Here is a 16,049-nt window from a genome sequence, read left to right on the forward strand (position 1 = left end):
AAGCAATATACTCAAAATCTATTTAAGACAGCAAGATATCATCAAGCCAGTTTTTAATCAAAGCTAATCCATTTTGGGTAAGCACGGCTTCAGGATGATACTGCACTCCACAAATGGGCAAAGTAGCATGACGCATTGACATTAGCTCAGCTTCTTGACTTATAGCAGTTTGAATAAGTTCTGTCGGCAAATTATCTAATACTAGCGAATGGTAGCGCACCACATCAAACTGATTAGGCAAGTCTTTGTATAATCCTTGCTGTTCCAAAATCTTGATGGTAGAAATTTTTCCATGCATAGGTTTTAGCCCTTTTTTCAAATTAGCGCCAAAAAACTCACCAATGGCCTGATGACCTAGACATATTCCAAATATTGGCAACTTATCATGAAAATGCTCAACAAATTGCATGAGATTGCCAGCCTTCTGCGGGCTTTCCGGCCCTGGCGATAATACCAAAGCATCTGCTTGTAATTGTTGAAGCTTGGCTAGCGATACGTCGTTTCGTATTACTTGTAATTGAACTCCGCAGCGATGAAAATAATCAACCAGATTCCATGTGAAAGAATCATAATTATCGACAAGTACAATATTAGCTGCCATCGAGCAGAGCCCTTACGATCGTATCGAAGTTTTCGACAATTGAGAAATGGCTAACCATATAATTATAGACATTATAGGTGTACGGTTGGATTACTGCTAATACTTTAGACTCCTCCCGCTGTTCTGTCAAAAATCCAAAGAGCGATGAAATCCAAAAGAACACAGAAATAAAGATGGTAATTTTTACCAAGCCCAAAACAGCTCCTGCAATGCCATCTATTTTCTTTAGAAACAAAGCTTTTAAGATTGTTCTCAAAAACTCAGCAACTGTCGAAAAAACAACCATCACCACAATAAAAATAATCAAGGCTATAATTATTGGCAGATATTCCGATTCATTCACACCCATTGACGTAAGCAGCCCTACTAAGCCATTGGACAAAGTAAGTGCTGCAACTACTCCAACTATAATCCCTAGGACATCTAATAGGCCTTTGACAAAACCCGTACGATACCCAGATGAAATACCGAGTATTAAGGCTATGATTAATATAATGTCAACAAGTGCCATTGTATGCTAGGTGAGTTTGCTTTTTACTAATACTGAAATGGCTTTTCCATCTGCCTTACCAGCAAGTTTTTGGCTGGCAATACCCATCACTTTGCCCATGTCTTTCATTCCTGAAGCGCCAGTTTCTTTAATAATCGCATCTACTTCAGCTTCTAATTCTGCTTCTGTAAGCATTTTTGGAAGGTAACGGTTAATCACTTCGATCTCGCCTTCTTCTACGGCAGCCAAATCCTCCCGCCCTTGAGCTTTGTAGGTTTCGGCAGATTCTTTTCTTTGCTTTACAGCCTTGCTTAGCAATTTCAATTCATCCGCTTCTTCCAATTCTTCTTTGGCTCCTGCTTCTGTTTCGGCAAGTAATATCATCGATTTGATAGCACGTAATGCACGCAACTCATCCTTCTCTTTTGCCAACATCGCTTTTTTGATGTCAGCATCTATAGTTTGCTTTAAGCTCATATCTGTACGATTATTTTTTATAATTTCGATTCAAAATTAAGAAAAGGAATTGATACCATAATTTTTGGGTTACAATTCAATGAATTTCTGTTTAGTAATTCAATACTATACAGTGTTGTAAATAACGATAAATTTTTAGAAATGACACGATTAAGCGTCAATATCAATAAAATTGCTACTTTGAGAAATGCGAGAGGTGGCAACAATCCCGATGTGCTTAAGACAGCATTGGATTGCGAAACATTTGGAGCGGAAGGAATTACCGTACATCCAAGACCCGACGAAAGGCATATCAGATACTCCGATGTGATTGATCTCAAAGATAGAGTGACTACAGAATTTAATATCGAAGGCTATCCTGATGAGCGTTTTTTCGAGTTGGTAGAAATCGCCAAACCTGCACAAGCTACACTCGTACCGGACGGCCCTGATGTGCTTACTTCCAATGCAGGATGGGATACGGTGAGAAATCAGGATTTTTTGAAAGAGGTGATCGACAGATTAAAAGCCCTAGGCACGCGAGTAAGCGTATTTGTGGATCCTAGCATAGAAATGGTGGAAGGAGCCAAAGCAATTGGAGCCGATCGCATCGAGCTATATACCGAACCTTATGCAAGCCAATATGCTATTGATAAAGAAGCTGCTGTAAGGCCTTATACACTTGCGGCTCAGAAGGCCACAGAAATTGGCTTAGGTGTAAATGCTGGCCACGATTTGAGCTTGGAAAACCTAGCTTATTTCATAAAAATGGTGCCCAATGTAGATGAAGTTTCCATTGGACACGCACTTATTTGTGATGCACTTTACTATGGGCTTGAAAATACGATAGGACTTTATTTGAATCAGATTAAGAATGGAACTCAACTTTAAGAAATTAGGCTCTGGGAAGCCAATGGTCATTTTGCATGGCTTGCTAGGCACTTTGGATAATTGGATTACTCTTGGCCGACAGTTTTCGGAAAACTTCAAGGTATACCTAGTGGATTTGCGCAATCATGGGCTTTCGCCTCATTCGGAGGAATTCACCTATGATGCAATGATGGAAGATGTATTGGAGCTTTTCGAGGCTGAAGGAATTGAAAAGCCGATATTATTAGGCCATTCGATGGGTGGCAAAGTGGCTATGAACCTAGCATTGAACTCGCCCAAAAGTATCGAAAAACTAATTGTTGCTGATATTGATGCCAAAGCCTATCACGTACAGCATGAGCAAATTCTGAATGGGTTAAATGCACTGCCAATAGATAAAATCAGCTCTCGCAAAGAAGCCGACGATGAACTCGCCAAATATGTGGATGAGTTTGGAATTCGCCAGTTTCTACTCAAAAATCTGGACAGAACGGCTGCTGGATTTTCGTGGAAAATGAACCTACCTGTAATTACCCGAGACATTGAAAAGGTAGGAGTTGAGATTGGAAAAGGCCAAAGTACTGATTTGCCAACTTTGTTCATCCGAGGAGCAAACAGCAATTACATAAAAGATGAAAATTGGAATGCGCTCAAAGAAAAATTTCCAAAAGCCAAACTCAAAACCATTGAGAATGCTGGCCATTGGCTACATGCAGAGCAGCCTGAAGAGTTTTACAAAATTGTAATGGACTTCGTGAAATAGCGTGTTTTGCTAATTCATTATCTACCTTCACAAAATAAATCTAGATTTTGACAAAAGCAGAAATACAAAAAGGACGTCTATTTTTAATACCTTCCTTGCTATCGGCAGGAGAAATTGATAAAACCATTCCAAAGGGCACGATCGACAATTGCCGTAATCTTCGGTATTTTCTCATGGAAAATCCGCGGGAGGGTAGACGATTCCTCAGCAAATTGCAAATGCCTGTTCCTATCCAAGAACTTCATATTCAGCAATTGGATAAAAATACTTCTGTGGAGTCCATTGGAGAATTGCTGTCTCCACTAAGCGATGGACATGACATGGGTGTGATTTCCGATGCTGGTTGCCCTGGTGTGGCTGATCCTGGCAGCATGGCTGTAGAATATGCGCATAAAATGGGATTCACGGTAATTCCACTTGTCGGCCCATCTTCCTTTTTGTTGGCATTAATGGCTTCAGGTTTTAGCGGACAGTCATTTGCGTTCCATGGCTACATCCCTATAGATAAGCGTGAAAGGAATACTTACTTGAAGCAAATGGAGGAACAATCTTTCCGCAAAAAGGAAACGCAGATATTTATGGAAACACCTTATCGCAATAATAGTCTCCTCGAAAGCTTACTAAGTAGCTGCCGAGGAAATACCCAATTATGTATTGCTGCTGACATCACTGGTGAAGGTGAATTTATTCGCACCCTCCCGCTTTCTTCGTGGAAAAAGGAAAAACCAGATTTGCATAAAATTCCAGCCGTTTTTCTTCTATTTTGTGAATAACAAAAAGAAGCTTTTTCCTTTTTCAAAATTCTTCTATTTTTGACCCTTTATACAATTCTATCTTTGAAACTTAACTAATTCATAATGTCATATTTATTTACATCAGAATCCGTATCAGAAGGCCATCCGGATAAAGTTGCCGATCAGATTTCTGATTCATTAATTGATCATTTTTTAGCTTTTGATAAGGACTCCAAAGTAGCCTGCGAAACACTCGTAACTACTGGCCAAGTAATTCTTGCAGGCGAAGTAAAATCCAATACCTATTTGGATGTGCAGGAAATTGCAAGAGATGTAATTCGTAAAATTGGTTATACAAAGAGTGAATATATGTTTGAGGCAAATTCTTGTGGTGTGCTTTCCGCCATCCATGAGCAAAGCCCAGATATAAACCAAGGTGTAGAAAGAGCAAATATCGAAGACCAAGGTGCTGGTGACCAAGGGATGATGTTTGGCTATGCAAGTAGAGAAACGGACAATTACATGCCGCTTCCATTGGAGCTTTCACACTTGTTGCTTTCGGAATTGGCTGCCCTTCGTAAGGAAGGCAAGAAAATGAAATACCTCCGCCCGGATTCGAAAAGCCAAGTAACTATTGAATATAGCGATAAAGGTAAACCACTTAGAATTGATACAATTGTAATTTCTACACAGCACGATGAATTTGTATTGCCAAATGGCAATAAGACTAAAGAAGTAGCTGAGGCGGAAATGCTAGCGGTGATCAAAAGAGATGTGGAGCAAGTATTATTGCCTAGAGTGAAAAAACTATTGCCACAGCGTGTAAAAAGGCTTTTTGGTGATGATGTGATATTATTGGTAAACCCAACTGGCAAATTCGTAATTGGTGGGCCACATGGTGATACTGGACTTACAGGTCGTAAAATAATTGTGGATACTTATGGCGGCAAAGGTGCTCACGGTGGTGGTGCATTTAGCGGTAAAGACCCATCAAAAGTAGACCGCTCTGCAGCTTATGCTACTCGCCATATTGCTAAAAATATGGTAGCAGCAGGTATTTGTGATGAGGTAACGGTACAAGTAGCATATGCCATTGGTGTAGCGCAGCCAGTAAGTTTATTTGTGAACACCAACAAATCTGCAAAAGTGAAAATGACCGATGGAGAAATCTCTGCCAAAATAAAGGAGATATTCGATATGCGTCCTTTTGCAATTGAGAACAGATTTAAGTTGAGAACTCCGATATATGCTGAAACTGCTGCATATGGCCACATGGGTAGAAAGCCAGAAATCGTGGAAAAATCATTTAAGGATGGGTCTGGAAAAATTAAAACCATGAAAGTGGAGCTTTTCCCATGGGAAAAGGAAGATTACACAGATCAGCTGAAAAAAGCATTTGACTTATAAAGCAAAAGGGCTTCGAAAATTCGAAGCCCTTTTTATTTCTATTTATCCGCGACTACAAATGCGGAATCAGTTTCTCTTTATGCTTTTTGATTTGTCTTTTCCAGACTTTCTCATTTTAGCACTTTTGAAAGATTTGCTTATCACCAATACATATATTAAAAAATTCTTGAAGTTATAGCGTCGAATTTCATTTGGAAGATGAGTTTTTAATTTGGTCTTCTTCCTATTTCTTACCTCCTCGGCCTAAGAGATTTTCCTGTTAAGAAATATGTGGAGTAAATAGGCTTCCGAGATTCAAAGACTGTTTGAGTGCAGCGTTTTCTTTGAATCGCCTATTTATGGAACATATTTTAGGGAAAAGATCCTCAGCCTTGCCTGCCAGACAGGCTTGATTTTTTGCTTCTTTTGTTTCAAAAGAAAGAAAAGGAGGGGTTAGCTGATAAGTTTGCAATTACGCATTGCAATTCTTTTCAATACAAAGAGTTGTTAATGAATTTCTTTATATTATTGAATTGAGAAGCTTTTTGGAATTTTTCTTGTTACTTTTTGTCATTGCCACAAAAAGTAACCAAAAAAGTCTAGACAAAAAGAAGCTTCCTCGCTCAAGGCTCGCGCCGGCCCGCCTTTTTGTCCTCCTACCCGCAAACAGCCGTAATTAAATTAATATGATGGTTACATTCTATTCCAAAAACATTTGGCTTATAAAGCAAAAGGGCTTCGAATTTTCGAAGCCCTTTTTATTTCTATTTATCCGCGACTACAAATGCGGAATCAGTTTCTCTTTATGCTTTTTGATTTGTCTTCTCAATGCTTCAATTGCATCGTCTGTAGCTGCTTCGAATGAGGCTGACCGCCCACCAGCAAATAATTGCTTCCCAGGAATGTTTAATTTTATTTCGGTGATCTTATTTTCATTGACATCACTTTTATCAAGTTTTAGGAAAACCTCTCCGTCAATAATTCTATCATAAAAGGTTTCCAGCTTATCTGCTTTCTTCTGAATAAATTCCAATAGCTTGACATCTGCGTCAAAATGGATAGAGTGAATTTGCAGCTTCATAATCGTTAGTTTTTGTGTTAAAAAATTCATTAAGCTTTTGGGTGAGCCTTTTCAAAAACTGCCTTTAGCTTTTCCATGCTATTGTGTGTGTACACTTGTGTGGCGGCTAGATTGGCATGTCCCAAGAGATCCTTTATGGCATTGATATCTGCGCCATGATTTAGTAAATGTGTTGCATAGGTATGTCTTAATAAATGTGGACTAGAATTTCCTCTTTGTATGTATTTGCGAACTATCCTTTGAATCATCACCGGATAGGCTTGCTCGCCTTTACTATTTACGAAAAACCAAGCTAAATCTTTGCCATTAAAGGCAAGTTTTTTTTCAGTCTGATAGATTTTTATTTGCTCCCCTAATTGAGGTAAAATAGGAATGACCCTTTGCTTATTTCGCTTACCTGTCACTTTCAATGTGTTGGCAAACAAATTCACATCCTCATCCTTCAAATTCAGTAATTCGGAAAGACGGATACCGGTACCATAAAATAATTCTAAAATAAGTCGGTCACGATAGCCTGCATAGTTTTGTGGAAAATTTGTCTCGTCAAGAAATTGATCTAGCTCCTGCTCACGCAAAAAATCAGGCAATTTCTTACCCGTCTTTAGACTTTTCAATCGAAGGGCTGGATTGTCCGAACGGTAGTTTTCCTTTTGGAGATAATTGAAAAAGGAGTGTAAAGTCGCAATTTTCCGGTTGACGGAGCGGGAGGTAATACCTTGCTCCATCAAAAAAATAACCCAAGACCTCAAAATGCTAAAATCAGCATCTGCGGCTTGGGTATTAATATGATGATTTGACAGGTGTTCAGTAAATTGAGTTAAGTCATTTTCATAAGCCACAATGGTGTGCTTACTATATCTCTTCTCAAATTCTAAAAACTGTAAAAATGATTTTATCATCGGTCGAAACTATTTAGCTTCAACTTAGCGAAAATCGTTGAGAATACCTGTTGTTAATTAAATATTATCTGCGTCCTGCATTTTCTGACGGTAAGCAGCACGAATTTTCTCGTGTCTTCTTACCACAGAAGGCTTTTCGAACTGCATTCTGCTGCGAAGTTCTTTCAACACACCTGTACGCTCGAATTTCTTTTTGAAACGCTTAAGAGCCTTATCAATCGACTCGTTTTCTTTTACGTTAACTATAATCATTTCTTTCCTTTGATTTCAAATTGGGATGCAAAGTTAAGGATAGATTTTAATCTTCCCAATATCGTGGATGAAAGTTTTCGAGATTTGCCTTATAAATAGGGATTTAGAACAAAGGAAATACTCTGCAAACCTTCCTTATTAAAGCAAGGCTAATAAATCATCGATATAATCTCTATTATTACTTAGTCTTGGCACCTTATTTTGCCCACCTAATTTTCCTCTACTTTTCATCCACCTATAAAACGTGCCTTCGGGCGCCATGTAAACTTTTGGCAACTCTAAGGCAATATCCTTGTAGCGCTTAGCATCATAGTCAGAGTTGATCTCACGTAGCTTCTGATCCATCAGGCGAGTGAATAAGTCTATATCCTCAGGCTGTTGGTCAAACTCTATTACCCACTCATGGCCAGCTCTTTTTCCCTCTGCAAAGTATTTAGGTGCAGCAGTAAAGTTGGCTATGCTTGCTTTTGTTTCTTTAGCTGCATGAGTGACTGCTTGCTCTGCATTTTCCACAATTACTTCCTCACCAAAGGCATTCATAAAATGCTTGGTACGACCTGAAATCTTGATTCTGAAAGGCTCTAAGGAAGTAAACTTAATTGTATCGCCAATCAAATACCTCCAAAGTCCGGCGTTGGTACTTATAAGCAATACATAGTTTTGACCAATCTCAACCTCATGCAAGGCTAGCACTTTTGGGTCATCGCTTCCATATTCTTCTGCTGGAATGAATTCATAAAAAATTCCATAATCCAGCATCAAGAGCATTTCATCTGAATTGGGTTGATCTTGAATTCCAAAAAATCCTTCGGATGCGTTGTAAGTTTCCAAATAACGCATTTTGGAGGAAGGAATTAGTTTATTGAATACGCTCTTATATGGTCCAAAAGCTACAGCCCCATGCACAAATAGCTCTAGATTAGGCCAAACTTCATGAATATGCGATTTGCCGGTTAATTCGAGGATTCGCTCAAGCAATATAATGGTCCAAGTAGGTACTCCAGCCAAATTGGTTACATTCTCTTTGGAAGTGATTTGCGCCATTTTATCAATTTTGCTTTCCCACTCATCCATTAGTGCTATATCCAAACTTGGCGTTCGAGTGATTTGCACCCAAAATGGCAAGTTCTGCATGATCACAGCAGACACATCACCATAATAGGATTCACCCTGCTTATCAAACTGATTGATTTGATGACTTCCGCCAATTCCTAAACCCTTGCCTGCAAACACCTTGGTGTCCGGATAGTTATTCACATAGATAGAAAGTAAGTCTTTCCCTCCTTTGAAGTGACAATCCTCTAGTGCTTCCGTCGTCACAGGAATGAATTTACTTCGCGCATTTGTAGTACCTGACGACTTGGCAAACCACTTTACTTCTGTTGGCCAAAGGAGCTTTTGCTCTCCCTTCATTAGTCTATCTATATAGGGAAAAAGCTCCTCGTAGCTGACAATTGGCACTTGCTCCATAAACTCCCTCCGATTGCGAATAGAAGAGAATTTATATTTCTTACCATATTCTGTATTTCTAGCTGCAAGCAAAAGGTTATTCAATATTCCCTCTTGTGCTTCAATGGGATTTTCCTTGAAATAGTTGATCTGGTCAATCCTGCGCTTCATAGCCCAGGTAATTATGGAATTGAGTATTTCCATTCGTGGCGACTCCTTATAGTTTTCTTTTCAGTTCGAAATGTTTTCCTAAATATACTCTTCTTACTTGTTCATCAGCTGCTAATTCTTCTGCAGTTCCTGCTTTTAGTAAATTTCCTTCGAACATCAAGTAGGCTCTGTCGGTAATCGACAAGGTTTCATTTACATTGTGATCAGTAATAAGTATCCCAATATTCTTTTGCTTCAATTGCCCTACAATGGTTTGAATTTCTTCCACGGCTATTGGATCTACCCCAGCAAAAGGCTCATCTAACAATACGAATTTTGGATCGACCGCCAATGCGCGAGCTATTTCAGTTCTACGTCGTTCTCCACCTGAAAGCACCATACCCAAATTTTTGCGCACATGGGTTAGGCTAAATTCTTCAAGCAAACTTTCCACCCGCTCCTTTCTCTCGTTTTTGGGCATTTTAGTCATTTCAAGCACAGCCATGATGTTATCCTCAACAGATAGTTTTCTAAAAACCGATGCCTCCTGTGCTAGATAACCAATGCCCAGTTTTGCCCTTCTATACATAGCAAGACCTGTGATATCTTCATTATCAAGGAATATTTTACCATCGTTAGGTTTTATCAAACCCACAATCATATAAAATGTGGTAGTTTTACCGGCTCCATTTGGACCAAGCAATCCCACAATTTCACCCTGACCTACTTCTACAGAGATATTGTTTACAACGGGTCTGCCTTTATACTTTTTGACTAAATTCTCAGCTCTTAATTTTATCATCTATTCAAATTTGATATCCTTCAGCATGGCTTGAAGTGTGGTAGTTCCTCTAAACTCGTTCTCCTCCAAATTGTAGGCCATACTAAGCTGCATTCCACTATTTATCATTTCGGCATAGGCAGCAAAGCCAAATCCTATGACCGTAATCTCAGCATCACTTCCTTCTTCGGTGGCTATAAATTTGATATGTTCCTCCTTCATTACACGCAAGCTATCTGCCTTGGCACGAATACCCGATGATGTAAATACAGGCATCATATTACCCGGCCCAAAAGGCGCCATTTGCTTTAGGATTCGGTAGAACTTATCATTAATACGCTTCAAAGGGATCTCATGATCCACATTCACCACGGGAATCAACATTTCATCTGTGATATGGCGACTTACCACTTCCTCAAATTTACTTCGGAAGGCATCTACATTCTCCAAATCTAAGGTAAGACCTGCTGCATATCGGTGTCCCCCAAATTGCTCTAGCAAATCGGAACATTCCTCTATGGCATTATAAACATCGAAACCGGGCACCGAACGTGCCGAGCCGGTTGCCTTATTATTGCTTTCAGTCAATATAATTGTAGGCCTATAGAAGCGATCGATACAGCGGGAGGCAACAATTCCGATGACGCCTTTGTGCCAGCTGTTTTTGAATAAAACGGTACTCTTGGCTTGCAACAAATGCTCATCTCCTTCTATCATATCCAAAGCCTCTTTGGTGATATTGGAATCGAAACTTCTGCGCTCTTCATTATTTTCGTTTATCAATGCGGCCAAGTCACGCGCCATCGTTTCGTCTTCGGTTACGAGCAAATCTACGGAAGCACGTGCGTGAGCAATTCTGCCAGCTGCATTTATTCTCGGGCCAATGGTGAATACGATTTTTGATACATCCAACTCTCCACGCAATGCGGATATGTCCATCAACGCTCGTAAGCCTGGTCTTGGGTCGGTGTTTAATTTCTCTAATCCGAAATAAGCAAAAACACGATTTTCATCTTCTATCGGCACTATATCGGCTGCTATACTTACGACTAATAAATCTAAAAACTCATAGAGCTCTTCTAGTGGCCAACCTTGATGCATACTTAAGGCTTGCAGAAATTTAAACCCAACTCCGCAGCCCGAAAGCTCCTTGAATGGGTAGGCACAATCCTCCCGCTTTGGATCCAGCACAGCAATAGCGGGAGGAATTTCTGCTCCCGGTCTATGATGATCACAAATAATAAAATCTACTCCCAGTATTGTTGCATCTGCTACTTTTTCAACAGCCTTTATTCCGCAGTCTAAACTTATTATCAAGCTAAATCCATTTGCATGCGCATACTCTATACCTTGACTCGAAATGCCATAACCTTCAGAGTATCTATCTGGAATATAATAATCTAGCAAGGAATATCTGCGACTCAGGAATGAAAAGAAAAGGCTTACAGCTGTAGTGCCGTCCACATCATAATCGCCATAAATCAAGATTTTCTCTCGATTTGCCATGGCAGCAAGCAGGCGATTTACGGCTTTGTCCATATCCTTCATGCGGAATGGATCATAAAGATTGCCTAAGGAAGGGCGGAAAAAATATTGCGCTTCCTCATAGGTGTGTATGCCTCTTTGCAAAAGCAATAAGGAAATATCCTTGCTCACACCCAAACTTGTGCATAAAGCTTCGATAGCTTCTGGTTCGGGTCTGACATTATAATTCCATCGTTTCTGCATTTAGCAAAAGTACAAATAATTGAGGCTTGATTTTTTTTATAAGCTAGGCAAGATTAAAATTAGCCAACACCAAATCGAAATTTACACAAAAAATGAAAGACCGAAAGGTAAATTTGCTTTCTAAAATGGCAGATCACTTAATTTAAAACTCTCCATAGTGTTTCTGTTAACGCAGAAATTATTTTCAGCTTTGACCTCTAGTTTTTTGTGTCAAATGAAAGGAAAGAAATAGGTTTGCTTATAAAGTTGTATTCATGATTTGAAATACTTTTTAATACAATGGGCAGATAAATTATCTGGTTAAATCTTTGGATTTCAATGTTATTTAGAATTTTTCTTGTTACTTTTTGTCATTGCCACAAAATGTAACCAAAAAAGTCTAGACAAAAAGAAGCTTCCACGCACAAGGCCAGCGCCGGCCCGCCTTTTTGTCCTCCCAACCACAAACAGCCATTCTTGATAGTTTTTCTTTCTTCTTCCTTCGGCCTAGGATATTTTACCGTTAAGAAATATGCGTAATAAATAGGCTTTCTAGAGCCAAAGACTGTTTGAGCGCAGCGAGTTTCTTTGGGTCGCCTATTTATGGAACATATTTTAGGGAAAAGATCCTCAGCCTTGATTTTTTGGTTCTTTGGCATCAAGGCAAAAGAACGTAAAAGATGAGTTTATCTATATATTACACTATTAAAAATTGTAAGCTTCTCAGCACAAAGGGCTGTTTATAAATTTTGTTAAATAATTGAATTTCAATGAAATATAAGTGAGTCGTACGCGGCACGCGTTGTGACAGAAAAGAGATCCATTGTCAGCTAATTATTCCTATTTCAAAAGATATACTATTCAATAAATGAATATGAAAAACAGTAAAAAAAGAAAGACCGAAAGGGGATATCCTTTCGGCCTTAACTGTAATGCTATTTACCAGTGAGAATAAATTACTCTAAACCACCCACCATTTTAGCAGGAATCACCCAAGCATCGAATTGCTCATTGGTAAGCAATTCCAAATCGATTGCCGCTTCCCTAAGGGATGTTCCTTCTTTATGCGCTTTCTTAGCTATTTTAGCGGCATTCTCATAGCCAATATGCGGATTCAATGCCGTTACCAACATCAATGAGTTTTCCAAATGGCGCTGTATCATCGAGTGGTTTGGTTCTATTCCCACCGCACAATTTCTATTGAATGAATCACAAGCATCGCCAATCAATCTAGCAGATGTCAATACATTCAAAGCCATCATTGGTTTAAATACATTCAACTCGAAGTGTCCATTCATTCCTCCTACCGACACTGCCACATCCAAACCAATTACTTGTGCGCATACCATCGTCAAAGCTTCGCATTGGGTTGGGTTTACTTTGCCTGGCATAATGGATGAGCCTGGCTCGTTTTCAGGAATCAATATTTCGCCGATGCCTGAGCGTGGGCCAGAGGCCAACATACGTACATCATTGCCGATTTTCATTAAGCTTACCGCCAATTGCTTCAATGCACCGGACGTTTCTACCATAGCATCGTGTGCAGCTAAAGCTTCGAATTTATTCTCAGCCGAAACAAATGGATGACCACTAAATTCAGCTATTTTCTTAGCTACCAATTCTGCATATCCTTTTGGCGTGTTGATGCCCGTACCTACTGCCGTACCGCCCAATGCCAATTCCGATAAATGTGCTAATGTGTTTTTCAATGCCTTCAAGCCATGATCAAGTTGTGATACGTAGCCCGAAAACTCTTGTCCAAGTGTTAATGGCGTAGCATCCATAAAGTGTGTACGACCAATTTTCACCACTTTCATATTGGTCTCAGCCTTTTGCGCCAGCGTATCGCGCAGACTTTGCACTAATGGAATGGTATGCTCTACCACCATTTTGTATGTGGCTATATGCATAGCCGTGGGGAAGGTATCGTTACTCGACTGCGACTTATTCACATCATCATTTGGGTGGATGCTTTTCTTCTCGTCGGTAAGTTTGCCGCCTTGCAATACATGCGCACGGTTGGCAATTACTTCGTTCACATTCATGTTAGATTGTGTACCGGAGCCTGTTTGCCATACAACCAATGGAAACTGATCGTCCAATTTTCCTCCCGCTATTTCTTCGCATACTTTGGCGATGATATCTGCTTTTTCCTGAGGCATCACACCCAATTCAGCATTGGTCAATGCGGCTGATTTTTTCAGAATGGCAAAAGCACGAATGATCTCTATCGGCATAGTGGCCTTTTCGCCACCTATGGTGAAGTTTTGTATAGAACGCTGCGTTTGTGCTGCCCAATATTTGTCTGCTGGCACCTGCATTTCGCCCATTGTATCTTTCTCTATTCTAAAGCTCATATTGTTTATTTTTATTTGAAAACAAAGTTAATTATCAATTGCAAAAACCATTAATAAATGGGATGAAAGCGGATAAATTGATGATATGGACTTAGGAGCCTTTAAGCTGGGCGATACCCACTTTGGACATAAAATCCCATAAAACCACACCAATACATACTGAAATATTGAGTGAATGTTTGGTGCCAAACTGTGGAACCTCCAAGCCAATATCGCATAAAGCAATTGCCTCATCAGATACGCCAAATACCTCATTCCCAAATACAAATGCGACCTTGGAATGGGCGGGAGGTTGAAAAAGCTCCAAGGATTTCCCACCCTCTACTTGCTCCACAGCCACCAATAAATATCCCTTACTTTTCAGGTCTTTCAGCAAATCAACAATATCCGGATGATGCGACCATGCTACAGATTCTGTAGCACCCAAAGCACTTTTCTCAATTTCCCGATGCGGAGGCGTGCCAGTGATGCCCGCCAAATACAAATGCTCCACAGCAAATGCATCTGAAGTACGAAAGGCCGAACCTACATTGTTCAAACTCCTCACACTATCCAAAATAAGTACTGCATTGCATTTAGCAGACGATTTGAATTCATCTACACCCAATCTACCGAGGTCTTCATTCGCGATTTTTTGCATTTGGCAAATTTAGGTATTTATGGGAGAATGGGGTGGGTTTGGGTTTTGGGAAAATTAAAGAAGAAGCGAGAGTTGGGAAATTTTTGAAGGAATGATTTGAATTATCCTACCAGACCCGCAAGGTTTTCAAAACCTTGCGGGTCTTTCGCTATTGTCTAAAGAATAATTCAACCTGATTTTTTAACGGACTATGATTCCTAGAATGCCACTAATAATCAAGGATATTTCAACAACTGAAAAGCAAAACAACTATTGCATAATTCAATTATTTACATAGTTTTACAATTATGTGTTTAAAATTAACCTTTTCAAATTGGTTTAACCTTACTGCGATTCTGATTTTGAGTATAATCCTTTATGGCTGTAACGGCGAACTGAATAAGGAGCCCTCCATAGATTTTGTAAAAGCAGACACCATTTCAATTGAAGGTGAAAAATATTACTCCTTAGCCAATACCAAATTCAAACTTTCAAACAAACGTGAACACTTGGTTATACTCCAAGACAGAGTAATTGATCTTTTCAATCTGAAAACTAATAAAATTCTAAAATTGATAGACTTATATGAAAGCAACTTGGTGCTTCCAGAAGATAATCTTGGAGCAGTAGGATATGATGACGAAACGCGAACTATTGCTTTGTTATTTCCAAATCGGAAAAAGGTGATCTTTTTAAATTCCAATGGACAAATACAAAAAGAAATTACCCTAACAGGCTTGGAGGAATTGAACCATCGAATTTTTAATTATGGCGATTATTTCTACTTTTCAATGGAAGATCAGTTGATATTTGTATCAACAAAGATCTATACTTTAAATTATGACGCTAATTATTACCAAAAATCAAAGTTTGTAAGTGTTTTCAACTTTGAAGGTGAATTATTAACTCAATTTGGAGAGTATCCTGATAGCAGAAAAGAATCTGGCCTTAGCGCTTTGAGTCAAGGTTTATTCTCCTCAGATATCAATATTGATAGGAAAGAGTTTTTTGTAAAAGCTGCTGCAGGAAGTCCGGAAATAGTGGTTTATAACTTTGCAGGTTCGGAAATAAAAAGAGGAGGGATTGAAAGTAAGCACGTTAATTATAATCTACCACCTTACCAAGGAGAAGGTTTAGGTTCAGCTAGGATTGCGGATTCATTCACAGAATTTCTAAGAATCAATGATAACCTTGTTGTAATGCGAGCTTCTCTATTAAGAGATGAGACAATTCACCGTCTCAAAGATCAAGCAACAATCCTAATCGAAGACATCACTAATCAAAAGCTCTATTCTAAAGTTATTGACCCCTTTCAATACCTGGTCTACGCCGATGAAAAAGAGCTCCGCTTCGTCAGAACCCACCCGAAACGAGATGAACTAATTATGGTAAGGGTAGAATATGTTTTGGAGTAACCAAACCACTTTGTAGCTCATTTAAGTTGAGATACAGCT

16 protein-coding genes are annotated in these 16,049 nt (G+C 39.3%); 5 read left to right on the top strand and 11 right to left on the bottom strand.

The window, feature by feature from the left end; all coding sequences use genetic code 11:
• Positions 1-22: 22 nt before the first annotated feature.
• From ACOXY8_RS15115 to ACOXY8_RS15125, 3 genes are read right to left on the bottom strand one after another with little or no spacing between them, the layout of a single operon-like run.
• Positions 23-601 (bottom strand): anthranilate synthase component II, encoded by a 579-nt coding sequence (locus ACOXY8_RS15115; RefSeq protein ID WP_458332446.1) that lies wholly within the window; start codon positions 599-601, stop codon positions 23-25.
• Positions 591-1,112, bottom strand: a complete 522-nt coding sequence (locus ACOXY8_RS15120) for a CvpA family protein (protein ID WP_458332447.1) — start codon at positions 1,110-1,112, stop codon at positions 591-593. Before ACOXY8_RS15120 ends, ACOXY8_RS15115 begins: the two co-directional genes overlap by 11 nt.
• Positions 1,113-1,118: 6 nt before the next feature.
• Positions 1,119-1,568: a GatB/YqeY domain-containing protein gene (locus ACOXY8_RS15125; RefSeq protein ID WP_458332448.1), complete on the bottom strand. Its 450-nt coding sequence runs from the start codon at positions 1,566-1,568 to the stop codon at positions 1,119-1,121.
• A gap of 141 nt (positions 1,569-1,709) precedes the next feature.
• Here ACOXY8_RS15125 and ACOXY8_RS15130 point away from each other — a divergent pair, with 141 nt between their 5' ends.
• The 4 genes from ACOXY8_RS15130 (at position 1,710) to metK (ending at position 5,321) form a co-directional block, all read left to right on the top strand.
• A complete protein-coding gene (locus ACOXY8_RS15130) occupies positions 1,710-2,438 on the top strand; it encodes a pyridoxine 5'-phosphate synthase (protein WP_458332449.1) in 729 nt (242 codons plus the stop codon).
• Positions 2,422-3,180, top strand: a complete 759-nt coding sequence (locus ACOXY8_RS15135; RefSeq protein ID WP_458332450.1) for an alpha/beta fold hydrolase — start codon at positions 2,422-2,424, stop codon at positions 3,178-3,180. Before ACOXY8_RS15130 ends, ACOXY8_RS15135 begins: the two co-directional genes overlap by 17 nt.
• Positions 3,181-3,227: 47 nt before the next feature.
• A complete protein-coding gene (locus ACOXY8_RS15140) occupies positions 3,228-3,953 on the top strand; it encodes an SAM-dependent methyltransferase (RefSeq protein WP_458332451.1) in 726 nt (241 codons plus the stop codon).
• An 84-nt stretch (positions 3,954-4,037) separates the two neighbouring features.
• On the top strand, positions 4,038-5,321 hold the full coding sequence (gene metK, locus ACOXY8_RS15145) for a methionine adenosyltransferase (protein ID WP_458332452.1): 1,284 nt from the start codon (positions 4,038-4,040) through the stop codon (positions 5,319-5,321).
• Positions 5,322-6,078: 757 nt separating this feature from the next.
• On the opposite strand, the gene hpf is transcribed toward metK, so the two are convergent.
• From hpf to ACOXY8_RS15185, 8 genes are all read right to left on the bottom strand, one after another.
• On the bottom strand, positions 6,079-6,381 hold the full coding sequence (gene hpf, locus ACOXY8_RS15150) for a ribosome hibernation-promoting factor, HPF/YfiA family (RefSeq protein ID WP_458332453.1): 303 nt from the start codon (positions 6,379-6,381) through the stop codon (positions 6,079-6,081).
• Between the two features lie 29 nt (positions 6,382-6,410).
• Entirely contained in the window at positions 6,411-7,280 is an 870-nt protein-coding gene (locus ACOXY8_RS15155) for a tyrosine-type recombinase/integrase (RefSeq protein WP_458332454.1), read from the bottom strand.
• 57 nt (positions 7,281-7,337) lie between these two features.
• Entirely contained in the window at positions 7,338-7,532 is a 195-nt protein-coding gene (gene rpsU / locus ACOXY8_RS15160; RefSeq protein WP_458332455.1) for a 30S ribosomal protein S21, read from the bottom strand.
• Between the two features lie 138 nt (positions 7,533-7,670).
• Entirely contained in the window at positions 7,671-9,185 is a 1,515-nt protein-coding gene (locus tag ACOXY8_RS15165; RefSeq protein ID WP_458332456.1) for a GH3 auxin-responsive promoter family protein, read from the bottom strand.
• Positions 9,186-9,198: 13 nt separating this feature from the next.
• Complete coding sequence (lptB, locus tag ACOXY8_RS15170; protein ID WP_458332476.1) at positions 9,199-9,930, bottom strand: LPS export ABC transporter ATP-binding protein; 732 nt, start codon at positions 9,928-9,930, stop codon at positions 9,199-9,201.
• A 3-nt stretch (positions 9,931-9,933) separates the two neighbouring features.
• Entirely contained in the window at positions 9,934-11,640 is a 1,707-nt protein-coding gene (gene recJ, locus ACOXY8_RS15175) for a single-stranded-DNA-specific exonuclease RecJ (RefSeq protein ID WP_458332457.1), read from the bottom strand.
• Between the two features lie 935 nt (positions 11,641-12,575).
• Entirely contained in the window at positions 12,576-13,976 is a 1,401-nt protein-coding gene (gene fumC / locus ACOXY8_RS15180) for a class II fumarate hydratase (RefSeq protein ID WP_458332458.1), read from the bottom strand.
• A 91-nt stretch (positions 13,977-14,067) separates the two neighbouring features.
• Positions 14,068-14,616 (bottom strand): RNA methyltransferase, encoded by a 549-nt coding sequence (locus ACOXY8_RS15185; RefSeq protein WP_458332459.1) that lies wholly within the window; start codon positions 14,614-14,616, stop codon positions 14,068-14,070.
• 287 nt (positions 14,617-14,903) lie between these two features.
• Here ACOXY8_RS15185 and ACOXY8_RS15190 point away from each other — a divergent pair, with 287 nt between their 5' ends.
• Positions 14,904-16,010 carry a hypothetical protein gene (locus ACOXY8_RS15190; RefSeq protein WP_458332460.1) on the top strand — a complete coding sequence of 369 codons (1,107 nt, stop codon included), beginning with the start codon at positions 14,904-14,906 and terminating at the stop codon, positions 16,008-16,010.
• Positions 16,011-16,049 lie beyond the last annotated feature (39 nt).

Origin of the sequence: Peijinzhouia sedimentorum (assembly GCF_049340005.1) — a bacterium.
Lineage (GTDB): Bacteria > Bacteroidota > Bacteroidia > Cytophagales > Cyclobacteriaceae > CAXBDP01.

What these genes read in the sequence shown, in the direction of transcription:
- ACOXY8_RS15115 (WP_458332446.1), bottom strand. Translation starts at nt 601, where the DNA reads ATGGCAGCTAATATTGTACTTGTCGATAATTATGATTCTTTCACATGG.
- ACOXY8_RS15120 (WP_458332447.1), bottom strand. Translation starts at nt 1,112, where the DNA reads ATGGCACTTGTTGACATTATATTAATCATAGCCTTAATACTCGGTATT.
- ACOXY8_RS15125 (WP_458332448.1), bottom strand. Translation starts at nt 1,568, where the DNA reads ATGAGCTTAAAGCAAACTATAGATGCTGACATCAAAAAAGCGATGTTG.
- ACOXY8_RS15130 (WP_458332449.1), top strand. Translation starts at nt 1,710, where the DNA reads ATGACACGATTAAGCGTCAATATCAATAAAATTGCTACTTTGAGAAAT.
- ACOXY8_RS15135 (WP_458332450.1), top strand. Translation starts at nt 2,422, where the DNA reads ATGGAACTCAACTTTAAGAAATTAGGCTCTGGGAAGCCAATGGTCATT.
- metK (WP_458332452.1), top strand. Translation starts at nt 4,038, where the DNA reads ATGTCATATTTATTTACATCAGAATCCGTATCAGAAGGCCATCCGGAT.
- hpf (WP_458332453.1), bottom strand. Translation starts at nt 6,381, where the DNA reads ATGAAGCTGCAAATTCACTCTATCCATTTTGACGCAGATGTCAAGCTA.
- ACOXY8_RS15155 (WP_458332454.1), bottom strand. Translation starts at nt 7,280, where the DNA reads ATGATAAAATCATTTTTACAGTTTTTAGAATTTGAGAAGAGATATAGT.
- rpsU (WP_458332455.1), bottom strand. Translation starts at nt 7,532, where the DNA reads ATGATTATAGTTAACGTAAAAGAAAACGAGTCGATTGATAAGGCTCTT.
- ACOXY8_RS15165 (WP_458332456.1), bottom strand. Translation starts at nt 9,185, where the DNA reads ATGGAAATACTCAATTCCATAATTACCTGGGCTATGAAGCGCAGGATT.
- recJ (WP_458332457.1), bottom strand. Translation starts at nt 11,640, where the DNA reads ATGCAGAAACGATGGAATTATAATGTCAGACCCGAACCAGAAGCTATC.
- fumC (WP_458332458.1), bottom strand. Translation starts at nt 13,976, where the DNA reads ATGAGCTTTAGAATAGAGAAAGATACAATGGGCGAAATGCAGGTGCCA.
- ACOXY8_RS15185 (WP_458332459.1), bottom strand. Translation starts at nt 14,616, where the DNA reads ATGCAAAAAATCGCGAATGAAGACCTCGGTAGATTGGGTGTAGATGAA.
- ACOXY8_RS15190 (WP_458332460.1), top strand. Translation starts at nt 14,904, where the DNA reads ATGTGTTTAAAATTAACCTTTTCAAATTGGTTTAACCTTACTGCGATT.